General features: G+C 72.5%; 11 protein-coding genes. 4 read left to right on the top strand and 7 right to left on the bottom strand.

Features of this window, described 5'->3' with window-relative positions; translation table 11 throughout:
• Positions 1–96 precede the first annotated feature (96 nt).
• Both ACGFJ7_RS14300 and ACGFJ7_RS14295 read right to left on the bottom strand, forming a co-directional pair.
• Entirely contained in the window at positions 97–741 is a 645-nt protein-coding gene (locus ACGFJ7_RS14300) for a TetR/AcrR family transcriptional regulator (RefSeq protein WP_392642413.1), read from the bottom strand.
• A 1-nt stretch (position 742) separates the two neighbouring features.
• Complete coding sequence (locus ACGFJ7_RS14295; RefSeq protein ID WP_360257223.1) at positions 743–1357, bottom strand: TetR/AcrR family transcriptional regulator; 615 nt, start codon at positions 1355–1357, stop codon at positions 743–745.
• Between the two features lie 66 nt (positions 1358–1423).
• On the opposite strand from ACGFJ7_RS14295, the gene ACGFJ7_RS14290 reads away from it, so the two are divergent.
• Positions 1424–3376 (top strand): acyl-CoA dehydrogenase, encoded by a 1953-nt coding sequence (locus ACGFJ7_RS14290; RefSeq protein ID WP_360257221.1) that lies wholly within the window; start codon positions 1424–1426, stop codon positions 3374–3376.
• On the opposite strand, the gene ACGFJ7_RS14285 is transcribed toward ACGFJ7_RS14290, so the two are convergent.
• Genes ACGFJ7_RS14285 through ACGFJ7_RS14275 form a run of 3 tightly spaced genes read right to left on the bottom strand, consistent with a single transcriptional unit; the run spans position 3373 to position 6107 of the window.
• Positions 3373–4329 carry a hypothetical protein gene (locus ACGFJ7_RS14285; RefSeq protein WP_360257218.1) on the bottom strand — a complete coding sequence of 319 codons (957 nt, stop codon included), beginning with the start codon at positions 4327–4329 and terminating at the stop codon, positions 3373–3375. The genes ACGFJ7_RS14290 and ACGFJ7_RS14285 overlap by 4 nt on opposite strands.
• A gap of 25 nt (positions 4330–4354) precedes the next feature.
• A complete protein-coding gene (locus ACGFJ7_RS14280) occupies positions 4355–4984 on the bottom strand; it encodes a response regulator transcription factor (protein WP_360257216.1) in 630 nt (209 codons plus the stop codon).
• Positions 4977–6107 carry a GAF domain-containing sensor histidine kinase gene (locus tag ACGFJ7_RS14275; RefSeq protein WP_360257214.1) on the bottom strand — a complete coding sequence of 377 codons (1131 nt, stop codon included), beginning with the start codon at positions 6105–6107 and terminating at the stop codon, positions 4977–4979. Before ACGFJ7_RS14275 ends, ACGFJ7_RS14280 begins: the two co-directional genes overlap by 8 nt.
• A 123-nt stretch (positions 6108–6230) precedes the next feature.
• Here ACGFJ7_RS14275 and ACGFJ7_RS14270 point away from each other — a divergent pair, with 123 nt between their 5' ends.
• Both ACGFJ7_RS14270 and ACGFJ7_RS14265 read left to right on the top strand, forming a co-directional pair.
• Positions 6231–6956 carry an SDR family NAD(P)-dependent oxidoreductase gene (locus ACGFJ7_RS14270; protein WP_392642412.1) on the top strand — a complete coding sequence of 242 codons (726 nt, stop codon included), beginning with the start codon at positions 6231–6233 and terminating at the stop codon, positions 6954–6956.
• Entirely contained in the window at positions 6953–7984 is a 1032-nt protein-coding gene (locus ACGFJ7_RS14265; RefSeq protein ID WP_360257209.1) for an S-adenosylmethionine:tRNA ribosyltransferase-isomerase, read from the top strand. Before ACGFJ7_RS14270 ends, ACGFJ7_RS14265 begins: the two co-directional genes overlap by 4 nt.
• On the opposite strand, the gene ACGFJ7_RS14260 is transcribed toward ACGFJ7_RS14265, so the two are convergent.
• Complete coding sequence (locus ACGFJ7_RS14260; RefSeq protein WP_360257206.1) at positions 7969–8916, bottom strand: ABC transporter substrate-binding protein; 948 nt, start codon at positions 8914–8916, stop codon at positions 7969–7971. The genes ACGFJ7_RS14265 and ACGFJ7_RS14260 overlap by 16 nt on opposite strands.
• Before the next feature lie 101 nt (positions 8917–9017).
• The gene (locus ACGFJ7_RS14255) at positions 9018–9767 is read right to left on the bottom strand and encodes an MBL fold metallo-hydrolase (protein ID WP_392642411.1); all 750 of its coding nucleotides are present in this window, start codon (positions 9765–9767) and stop codon (positions 9018–9020) included.
• Between the two features lie 93 nt (positions 9768–9860).
• On the opposite strand from ACGFJ7_RS14255, the gene ACGFJ7_RS14250 reads away from it, so the two are divergent.
• Positions 9861–10817 carry a TIGR03885 family FMN-dependent LLM class oxidoreductase gene (locus ACGFJ7_RS14250; RefSeq protein WP_360257200.1) on the top strand — a complete coding sequence of 319 codons (957 nt, stop codon included), beginning with the start codon at positions 9861–9863 and terminating at the stop codon, positions 10815–10817.
• Positions 10818–10838 lie beyond the last annotated feature (21 nt).

The following is a 10838-nucleotide window of genomic DNA, read 5'->3' as shown; positions in this document are numbered from 1 at the left end:
CGCAGGTTCGGGGTAGGACGTCGCAATCCACACCGAACCCGAAGGCCCTCACCTATTTCAAGATCTCCCCGTCACCAACGTCCGTGGTCAGAACAGCTAGGCGCGCCGCTCGATGCTGTCCAGCAGGGCCGTCAGCAGGCCGGTGAGGACCGTGTCGTCGTCGACCGCGGCGAAGTGTGGGGCGACGGCGGCGATGTTGGGGAAGTCGGCCGCGGGCAGGGACTGGTATTCGCGGGTCCAGGCCGACTCGTCGCCGCGGCGGCTCGACTCCTCCAGCGCGGCGAAGCCGCCGCACATGCCGGCGTACGACAGCAGGGTGTCGGCGAAGACCCGGTGGTGCACCGCCGCCTGCTCGCCCGACAGGCCGGCCTCGCGCAGCGCGCCCAGGATGACCTCGACCGTGCGGAACTCGCCGGGACGCCGGGTCGTGCGCACCGCCACCGTCGGGGCGATCGCCGGATGGTCGACGAAGGTGCGCACCAGCTGCCGGCCGAGCCATTCCAGGCGGGCGCGCCAGGGCAGGCCGGGCGGCAGCTCCTCGATGATCTGGCCGATCAGGCGGTCGGCGACCTCGAGCACGATCTCGTCGCGGTCGCGGAAGTGGCGGTAGACGGCCGTCGGGTCGGCGCCGAGCTCCTTGCCGAGGCGGCGCACGGTCAGCGCCTCGGCCCCGGACGTGGCGGCCAGGCGGCTGGCGGCGTCGATGATCAGCTCGGGGCTGAGGGAGGGGCGTGCGCGCACCTCACGCCTCCGGGTAGGACGGGGTCAGCGGCGCGCTCGGGTCGAGGGTGGTCAGGGCGGCGGCCAGCAGCAGCCAGACCTGGGCCGCGAGGGACGCGCTCAGGGTGTCCTGGTCGATCTCGTCGCGGTGGTCGAACCACCACAGCACGCCCGCGTCGACCAGGCCGATGATGCCGGCCACGACGTGCTCCGGCGGGCCCGTCCGGACGTAGGCGGCGAGAGCGCGGGTCAGCTGCGGTACGGCCTCGCCGGGGCTCAGGCGTACCCGGAAGCGGTAGAGATTGGGGTGGACGGCGGCCCACTGCAGCACGCGGGCGACCAGGCCGTCGATGACCTGTGGCGGGGTGCCGCGGACGGTGAGGGACGGGCGGATCCAGGCGCCGAGCATCTTGGCCGCCTGCCGGGCCACGGCCCGGTCGAGCTCGTCCTTGCCGGTGAAGTGCCGGTAGACGTGCGGGCGGGGCAGGCCCGCGAGGTCGGCGATGACGGCCAGGCCGGGGTCGCTGCCGTGTTCCTCGATGGCCTGGACGGCCGCCGCGACGATCCGCTCCCGGTGGTTGACGCCGCCGGCTCGCCGCGCGGCGACGGTGTCCTTCCTGACGGCGGCTGAGCTCATGGCCACACCCTAACTGGTACAGTCTGTACCCACGGTCGGGTACAGGGTGTACCAAGGGGGTTGGACATGGTTGAGGCTGCCGCACTGCGTGACGTGCTCGACGGGCGCTGGGCGCACATCCGCCGGGCCGCCCGGGAGAGGCTCGACGACAGCCGGTTCACGCCGGTGCCGGGCGAGAGCATCGAACAAGCCCGGTCGCGCATCACCGGCCTGCTCTCCGAGCTGCCCGGTGACCTCGGGGTGACTGCCGCGTTCCCTTCCGAGTACGGCGGCAGCTTCGATCCGGGCGCGGCCGTGGTCGCGGCCGAGATGCTCGGGCACGTCGACCTTTCGCTGATGGTCAAGGCGGGCGTGCAGTGGGGCCTGTTCGGCGGGGCCGTCTCGGCCCTCGGCACCCACCGCCACCACGAGGCCTACGTGCGCGACATCATGTCGGCCGAGCTCATGGGCTGCTTCGCGATGACCGAGACCGGGCACGGCTCCGACGTCCACCGGTTGCGCACCACGTGCACCTATGACCCCTCGTCGCAAACGTTCGACCTGCACACGCCGCACGAGGCCGCCCGTAAGGACTACATCGGCAACGCCGCCCGCGACGGCCGCATGGCCGTCGTCTTCGCCCAACTGATCACGCAGGGCGAGTCGAAGGGCGTGCACGCGTTCCTGGTTCCGATCCGGGACGGCAACGGCGAGCCGATGCCCGGCGTCACCATCGGCGACGACCGGCACAAGGCCGGCCTGCTCGGCGTCGACAACGGCCGGCTCAGCTTCGATCACGTCAGCGTGCCCCGCGACATGCTCCTCGACCGGTACGGCCAGGTCGCCGAGGACGGCACGTACTCGAGTCCGATCGAGAACGACACCCGGCGCTTCTTCACCATGCTCGGCACCCTCGTCCGCGGCCGGGTCAGCGTCGGCGGCGCCTCCTCGGCCGCCACCAAGGTCGCGCTGACCATCGCGGTCCGCTACGGCGAGGTCCGCCGCCAGTTCAGCGCGCCCGGCCACGAGCGCGAGGTCGTCCTCAACGACTACCTGGCCCACCAGCGCAAGCTGCTGGTCGCCCTGGCCAAGTCGTACGCGCTGCACTTCGGCCAGGAGGAGCTGGTCACCAGGATGCACGCCGTGCAGGTGGCCGGGGCCGGCGCGGCCGACCACGACCAGCGCGAACTCGAGTCGCGAGCGGCCGGGCTCAAGGCCGCGCAGACCTGGCATGCCACCCACACCATCCAGATGTGCCGGGAGGCGTGTGGCGGCGCCGGCTACCTCTCGGAGAACCGGCTGCCCGGCCTCAAGGCCGACACCGACGTGTTCACCACCTTCGAGGGCGACAACACCGTCCTGCTCCAGCTGGTCGCGAAGGGCCTGCTCACCGGATATCGGGACGCCTTCGGCTCGCTCGACGGCTGGGGGCGTACGGCGTTCGTGGCCGACCAGGTGCGCGAGATGATGCTGGAGCGCACGGCGGCCCGCTCGCTCATCCAGCGGCTGGTCGACGCGGTGCCCGGCCGCGGCGACGAGGTGGCGCTGACCGACCGGGGCTGGCAGCTCAAGATGCTCGAGGACCGCGAGAAGCACGTGCTCGAGGGCGTGATCCGCCGCCTGCGCAAGGGCGCGGCCACCAAGAAGGACCGGCCGTTCGACATCTTCAACGACGTGCAGGACCACGTGCTGCAGACCGCCACCGCCCACATCGACCGGGTGGTGCTGGAGGCGTTCGTGGCCGGTATCGAGCGCACCGGCGACCCGGACGTGAAGGCGCTGCTGTCCAAGGTCTGCGACCTGTACGCGCTGACCACCATCGAGGCCGACCGCGGCTGGTTCCTGGAACACCAGCGGCTGACCCCGGCCCGCGCCAAGGCCGTGACCGGCGCCGTCAACGACCTGCTGCGCGAGCTGCGACCGCACATGCGCACCCTGGTCGACGGCTTCGGCCTGCCCGACACGTGGCTCGACGCGGCGATCCTGCGCGAGGAGCCCGACCGTCAGGAGACGATGGCCAAGCACGACGCCGAAAGCTAGCCGGTCTCGACCAGTGCGATGTCGGCGACCTCGAGGTGGAAGTCCTCGGGGTGGCCGCCGACCTGGAAGGTCAACTCGGAGTGGGCGCTGGTCTTGGCGGCCACGAAACGGTACTCGTGGCGGCAGGCGGTGGCGTCGGACGGCAGGTCGCGGGTGTACGACTCCTGGTAGGTGGGCGGGCTGTCCTGCACCCGGACCCGGATGGTGGTGGCCCGGTCGGTGATGGCGGTGAAGGCCAGGGTGTACGGGCGGCCCTGCACCAGGTCGACGTCGCTCTTCACGATGACGACGTCGCCGGGAGCCTTGGTACCGGCGGCCACGTCGGCGCGGAAGCGGTGACCCTGCTCGGTCAGCGCGGCGGTGTCGTTGTTGACCCACCACTTCGGGGCCGCGCGGCCCAGCACGTCGGAACCGGCCGGAGCCGGCCGGCCGGACGGCAGGCAGGCGTCGGCCGACTCGGCCACCGGGGTGACGGTGGGCCGCCGCCAGTCGGGCCAGGCCAGGGTGCCGGCCACGCCGGCGCCGATGCCGGCCAGGAAGACCACGGCGACCAAGGGCGGGGCCAGCCCACGGCGCGGCGGCCGGGGAGCGGGCTCGGCCGGGGTCTCCGGCTCGGACAGCGCGCACCAGGCGGCCCGCCAGCGGGTCAGCTCGGCGGCGATGGCGGGCTCGTCCTGGCCGCCCGCCCGCAGGCAGGCCGTCACGAACGACTCGACGAACTCGTACCGGGGCAGCCGCGGCAGCCGCTTGCCCGCCAGCACCTCCGAGGTCGTGCTCGGCGGCAACGGGTCGGGCCGGGCGTCGCCCTGGGCGGCCGCGATGCGCTGGTCGGCGAGACGGCTCAACTGCCGCAGCGACGGGTTGCCGGCGCGCACGCGGAGCTGGCGGAGCTCGGCCACGAAGTCGTCGGCCGTCCGCACCGCCGCCGGGTCGTCTACAGAGGAACTGGGCATCGCCGGTCACTATAACTACGCGTGTCTATCGTTCCCCCGGGGCCAGTCCGGTCCGCACCGCGTGCAGGGCGGCCTGGGTGCGGTCGGCCAGGCCGAGCTTGAGCAGGATGCTCGAGACGTGGGTCTTCACCGTCTTCTCGGCCACCACCAGGGCCCGGGCGATCTCGCGGTTGGAGCGGCCCTCGGCCAGCAGGGCCAGGACGTCGCGTTCGCGGGCGGTCAGGGCCGGTTCCTCGGGCGGGGCGCCGAGCAGGCCGGCCGCGACATCCGGTTCGAGCAGCAGATGGCCGGCCGCGACCGAGCGGACGGCGGCGACCAGGGCGTTCGGGTCGACGTCCTTGGAGAGATAGCCGCGGGCGCCGGCCCGGACCGCGGGGATCAGGCGGGCCCGGTCGGTGAAGCTGGTGACGACCAGGACGCGGGCGGTCAGCTCGCGCCGGCGCAGCTCGCGCAGCACCTCGACACCGTCCATGCCGGGCAGGACCATGTCGAGCAGCACGACCTCCGGCCCGGTCTCGGCGATCAGCTCCAGCGCGGCCGGCCCGTCGGCGGCCTCACCGACCACTTCCAGATCGGCGGCGAGTTCGAGAAAAGTGCGCAATCCCCGCCGTACGGCCGGATGGTCGTCCACTATCAGCACGCGGATGTCAGCCATGGCGGACCTCCAGACCGACCGTGGTGCCCTCGCCCGGAGCGGAATCGACGGTCAGGGTGGCCCGGACGGCGCAGGCCCGCTCGCGCATGGAACGCAGGCCCAGGCTGCGGCCGGCCTTCAGCGTCGCCGCGACGTCGAAGCCCCGGCCGTCGTCGGCGACCTCCAGGCGTACGGCATCGGGGCCGAGGGTGCGCAGGCGAACCCGGACCGTGGACGCCTTGGCGTGGCGGACCGCGTTGTGCAGGGCCTCCTGGGCCACGCGGAAGACCACTGTGCGCACCGGCATCGGCAGCTCGGGCGGGTCGTCGTCGCCGTAGGTGAGGTGCGGGGCGCCGTTGTAGGCGCGGTCGAGGACACCGACCTGTTTGCGCAGGGCCGCCGGAAGGCCGTCGGTGGCCAGGTCGGCCGGGCGCAGCTCCTGGACTGCGGCCTGCAACTCCTCGGCCGCCTCGCGGGCCAGCGTGGTCACCTCGGCCAGATGCCGGCGGGCGGCGGCCGGGTCCCGGTCGAGCAGGACATCGGCCGCCTGGGCGGTCAGGCGCAGCCCGAACAGCCGCTGGGCGACCGCGTCGTGCAGGTCGTGCGCGATGCGGGCGCGTTCCTCGGCGATGGTGAGCTCACGGTTGCGCGCGTAGAGCCGGGCGTGGGTCAGCGCGATGGCGGCATGGGTGGCCAGGACGCCGACCAGCTCCTCGTCGGCGTCGGTGAAGCCACCGGGCTTGTTGGCCAGGTAGAGCGCGCCCAGGATCTCGTCGCCGCTGATGATCGGGACGCCGAGGAACGCCTCGAGCACCGGATGGGCGTCCGGCCACCAGTGGAAGCGCGGGTCGGCCCGGATGTCGGCCACCCGCTGAGTCGCCGGGTCGTGCAGCATGACGGCCAGGAAACCGTGCTGACGGGGGAGCGGGCCGATCGCGGCCTGCACCTCGTCGCTGACCCCGGACACCACGAACTGCGCGAACGAGCCGGCGTCGTCGGGCACGCCCAGCGCCGCGTAGCGCGCGCCGGCCAGCTCGCGGGCCGTGTCGACGATGGTCTGCAGCACCTCGGGAACGGTCAGCCGGTCACTGACCGCCAGCACCGCGGCCGACAGTCGCCGCGCGACGCTCAGCTCGTCGCTCATACGGCCACCCTAGCGGCGGCCATCGACCGAGCACCTGCGCCGATGGTCCTAGGACCAAGGTCCCGTACGGAAGCCGTCCCGGGCCCGATTCGGCGGTGATCGATCGGCGGCAGGGTCGACGGCATGACCAACGACAACACGACACCGGTCGCCGTCATCACCGGCGCCTCCCGCGGTCTGGGCGCGGCACTGGCCCGCGGACTGGCCGCGGCCGGGTGGCGGCTCGTGCTCGACGCCCGTACGGCCGAGGATCTGCAGACCGTCGCGGCCGAGCTCGGCCAGCGCACCACAGTCGTCGCCCGGCCCGGCGACGTGGTCGACGACGACCACCGGGCCGTCCTGGCCGTCGCGGCCGAGCAGCTCGGCGGGGCCGACCTGCTCGTCAACAACGCGTCGGTGCTGGGCGGCTCGCCGCTGCCGGCGCTGGCCGCCTTCCCGCTGCCCGCGCTGCTGGAGACCTTCGAGGTGAACGCGCTCGCGCCGATCGCGCTCACCCAGCTCCTGCTGCCACAGCTGCGCCGGTCCCCGGCGGGCGGCGCCATCCTCAACATCAGCTCGGACGCGGCCGTCGAGGCGTACGAAGGCTGGGGCGGCTATGGGGCCGCCAAGGCGGCCCTGGACCACGCGGGCCGGGTGCTGGCGCTGGAGGAGCCCTCGGTACGGGTGTGGAGCGTCGACCCGGGCGAGATGCGCACCCGGCTCTACCAGCAGGCCGCCCCGGACGAGGACATCTCCCATCTGCCGCCGCCCGAGACCGTGGTGCCGCACCTGCTGGGCCTGCTGCGGTCGCGCCCGGCCTCCGGGCGGTACGCGGTGGCCGAGCTGCCGGCCGTCGAAGGGGCGCGATGACCACGGACACCCTCGACTTCGAGCTGCCGGCCGGCCTCGAGGCGCGGGAGCCGGCCGAGACCCGGGGACGACAGCGTGCGGACGTGCGGCTGCTGGTGAGCCGCGGTGCGAAAGTCAGCCACCACCGGTTCCCGGAACTGCCGTCGATCCTGCGGGCCGGCGACCTGCTGGTGGTGAACAACTCGGCCACCCTGCCGGCCGCCCTCGACACCGGCGGCGGGCTGGTCGTGCACGTCTCGACCGAGCACGCCGACGGGTCGTGGCTGGTCGAGCTGCGCCGGCCGGCCGGAGGCAGCACGGCCCCGTTCGCGCCGGGCACGGGGCCGGCGCGGGCGGGGCTGCGGCTGGAGGTACCCGAGGGGACGGTCACCCTGCTCCACCCGTACACCGCACGGCTCTGGACCGCGAAAGCCGACGTGCCGGGAACGAGGGTCGACTATCTGGCGCGGCACGGGCGGCCGATCCGGTACGACTACACCGACCGGGACTGGCCGTTGGCGACCTATCAGAACGCCTACGCGACGGAGCCCGGCAGCGCCGAGATGCCGAGCGCCGGGCGGCCGCTGACCGGCGCGGTGCTGGCCGCGCTGGCCGGGCGGGGGATCCTGGTCGCGCCGGTCACCCTGCACACGGGGGTGGCGTCGGCCGAGGTGGACGAACCGCCGTACCCGGAGTGGTATGCGGTGCCGGGCCCCACGGCCGGCCTGATCAAGCACGTGCGGGGCCGGGGCGGGCGGGTGATAGCGGTCGGCACGACGGTCGTGCGGGCCCTCGAAACGGCGTGGGACGGGCCGCCGTCGGGCTGGACCGACCTGGTCATCGGCCCCGAGCGCCCGGTGCGGTCGGTGGACGGGCTGCTCACCGGGCTGCACGAGCCGCGCGCCTCACACCTGCGGATGCTGTCGGCCGTGACCGGCCTGCCCGCGCTGCGCACGGCCTACGACGAGGCGCTGCGGGAACGGTACCGATGGCACGAGTTCGGCGACGTCCACCTGCTGCTGCCGGAAAGCCGTCAGGGCAGCAGCTGATCCAGGGCGGGCGCCTTGGGCAGTATCCCGTCGCTGCGGCCCAGCTGGGCCATCCGCTCGATCGACGGGCGGTTGATCTCACCCGGCCAGCTCGGCAGGATCATCGCGATCCGGACCGTCTCGTTGATCGTGGTGTAGGTGCCGACGATGTCGCGAACCTCGTCCGGATGGGTCGCGGCGTACGCCATCGAGTCCTTGATCGCGCCGGTGAACTGGGTGACCAGATCAGGGCTCCGGGCGATCTCGGCCTCGCTGGTGAAGTAGAGCGCGACGGTCAGGTCGGCCGCGGTGTCCACGAAATTGGAGGCGACGATCTGACCGCCCTGCGTCAGCACCTGCGACAGTTGCGGCTCGACGACCCAGGCGGCGTCGACCCGGCCACCCTGCAGGGCGGCCGGCATGTCACCGAACGGCATGGCCTCGAACTTCAGGTTCGCCGGATCGCCGCCGGCGGTGCGCACCGACTGCCGTACGGTCGTGTCGCCCAGGTTCTTCAAGGTGTTGACCGCGATCGTCTTGCCGGTCAGGTCCTTGGCCGTACGGATCGGGCTGCCGTCGTGGACCACGATGGCCGAGAAGTCACGCCCGGCCCGGCCGGTCGAGGAGACGCCGCCGGCCACACCCTTGAGCTGGGCCCCGCCCGCCTGCGCGGCCATCAGCGAGGTCACATTGCTGAAGCCGAACGGGTACTTGCCGGCGACCACGTTCTTCACGATGGCCGAACCGCCCTGCTCGGGCACGAGCGTCAGGTCGATGCCGCGGCTGGCGAAGAACCCCTTGGCCTTGCCCAGATAGATCGGCGCCACGTCGACGATGGGCACGACGCCGACGGTGACCTTGGTGCCACCGCCGGTGTCACCCTTGTCGTCCGCCGAGCAGGCGGCGGCGCCCAGCATCAGAACGACAACGGCGGCGGCGAGGATCCGGCGCATGGGTCCGCTCCAGGAGAGTTCGGGGGCGCACTTGCGCCGGGCGAACGGTACCCGATCTCCGCCCGCTTAGGGACCGGCCAGAAGGGACTAATATCCGTGCGTCAGGAGCCGGCGAGCTTGCGGAGCGCGTCGGCGGCGCCGTCGGTGAGGGGTTCGCCGTGGCCGGGAAGGATGGTCTTGACGTCGAGGGCGGCCAGCTTCTTCACCGAGGCGGCGGCCTTGTCGAGGTCGGCGGTGTACTTGGGGTCGGAGCCGGCGAGACCTTCGGTCGTACGGAGGGCGTCGCCCGCCACCAGGGTGCCCGTGGACGGGTCGAAGACCGAGATGTGGCCGAGCGTGTGGCCCGGTGTGTCGACGATCTGGAGGCCGAAGACCTCGTCGCCGTCGCCGAGGGGCTTCAGCGTCCGCTGCGCGTTGACGATCGAGCCGACATCGTTCAGGCCGGCGTGGAAGACCGCCTTCGTACGCGGTTCCACATCCGGCAGCCCGCCCACGTGGTCCTGGTGCTGGTGGGTCAGGATGACGTGCCGGACCTGGTTCCACCCGCTCCCGGCGGCGGTCAGCGCCGACCCGATCGCGTCCCCGGACCCGGGCGTGCCGAGGTCGACCACCGCCGCCTCGTCACCGCGGATCAGCAGGTAGGCCGACACGTACGACAGATTGACCCGCTCCCAGCCGCCGAACGAGGAGCCGCCGGCGGAGGTGGTGCCGGCGGCGGCGCTGGACGCGGTGGCGGCGGCCGGCGTCTCAGCGTCCGAACATCCGGTCACCGTGTTCACAATCGTCAGACCGAGCACTCCCGCGCCCGCACTGACGAGCAGCCGGCGCCGCGTGAGCAGAAAGTCAGTCATGCTCCGATGATTTCCGCCGCCGCCCCACGATCACCACCGGATCGCCCGAGTCTTGACCGATTCTTATCCAGGGACACTGGGTACTCGAGGGGCATGACGGTCTACGGAATCCATGCCTCTCATGAGCAGATCCCGCCCGCCGAGCTGCTGGCCGCCGTGGTCGCTGCGGAGCAAGCGGGGTTCGAGGCAGCCATGTGTTCTGATCACTTCTCGCCGTGGAGCGCGCGGCAGGGTCAGTCCGGGTTCGCCTGGTCGTGGCTCGGGGCGGCGCTGCAGGCGACCAACCTGTCGTTCGGTGTGGTGAACGCGCCGGGGCAGCGCTACCACCCGGCGATCATCGCGCAGGCCATGGGGACGCTCGCCTCGATGTACCCGGGGCGGTTCTGGGCGGCCCTCGGCAGCGGTGAATACAGCAACGAGCACGTCGTCGGTGGCGAGTGGCCCCGCAAGGATGTGCGGGAGGCGCGGCTGCTGGCCTGCGTCGACGTCATCCGTGACCTGCTGGCCGGCAAGGAGGTCACCCGCGACGGGATCATCACCGTGGACCGGGCGCGGCTGTGGACGCGGCCGGAGCAGGCGCCGCCGCTGATCGGGGCCGCGGTCAGCACCAAGACGGCCGCGTGGTGTGCCAAGTGGGCCGACGGGCTGGTCACCGTCAACGCGCCCGAGGAGCAGCTGCGCGCGATGATCGACGCCTACCGGGGCGCCGGCGGCACCGGGCCGGTCTGCCTTCAGGTGCACCTGAGCTGGGCGCCCACCCGGGAGGAGGCCGAGCAGATCGCCTACGACCAGTGGCGCAGCAACATCTTCCCGCCGCCGGTCTGCTGGGACGCCGAGACCGTGGAGCACTTCGACGTCATCTCCGCGAACGTCACGGTCGAGCAGGTCGCGAAGGTCGTCAACATCTCGGCCGACCTGGAGGAGCACACCGAGCTGCTGCGCCGGTACGCCGAGCTCGGCTTCGACCGGATCTACCTGCACCACGTCGGGCAGAACCTGACGCCGTTCATCGATGCCTTCGGCAGCAAGGTGTTGCCCGCGCTCCGCTGAGTTGTATACAAACCCTGGCCG

This window comes from Actinoplanes sp. NPDC048988 (assembly GCF_043197815.1).
GTDB lineage: Bacteria > Actinomycetota > Actinomycetes > Mycobacteriales > Micromonosporaceae > Actinoplanes.
Note: the sequence above shows the minus strand (reverse complement) of the source record. Positions and strands in the feature narration are given on the sequence as shown.

Excerpts from the sequence above, each read along its gene's own strand:
- ACGFJ7_RS14295 (WP_360257223.1), bottom strand. The coding sequence starts at position 1,357 with ATGAGCTCAGCCGCCGTCAGGAAGGACACCGTCGCCGCGCGGCGAGCC.
- ACGFJ7_RS14290 (WP_360257221.1), top strand. The coding sequence starts at position 1,424 with ATGGTTGAGGCTGCCGCACTGCGTGACGTGCTCGACGGGCGCTGGGCG.
- ACGFJ7_RS14285 (WP_360257218.1), bottom strand. The coding sequence starts at position 4,329 with ATGCCCAGTTCCTCTGTAGACGACCCGGCGGCGGTGCGGACGGCCGAC.
- ACGFJ7_RS14280 (WP_360257216.1), bottom strand. The coding sequence starts at position 4,984 with ATGGCTGACATCCGCGTGCTGATAGTGGACGACCATCCGGCCGTACGG.
- ACGFJ7_RS14275 (WP_360257214.1), bottom strand. The coding sequence starts at position 6,107 with ATGAGCGACGAGCTGAGCGTCGCGCGGCGACTGTCGGCCGCGGTGCTG.
- ACGFJ7_RS14270 (WP_392642412.1), top strand. The coding sequence starts at position 6,231 with ATGACCAACGACAACACGACACCGGTCGCCGTCATCACCGGCGCCTCC.
- ACGFJ7_RS14265 (WP_360257209.1), top strand. The coding sequence starts at position 6,953 with ATGACCACGGACACCCTCGACTTCGAGCTGCCGGCCGGCCTCGAGGCG.
- ACGFJ7_RS14260 (WP_360257206.1), bottom strand. The coding sequence starts at position 8,916 with ATGCGCCGGATCCTCGCCGCCGCCGTTGTCGTTCTGATGCTGGGCGCC.
- ACGFJ7_RS14255 (WP_392642411.1), bottom strand. The coding sequence starts at position 9,767 with ATGACTGACTTTCTGCTCACGCGGCGCCGGCTGCTCGTCAGTGCGGGC.
- ACGFJ7_RS14250 (WP_360257200.1), top strand. The coding sequence starts at position 9,861 with ATGACGGTCTACGGAATCCATGCCTCTCATGAGCAGATCCCGCCCGCC.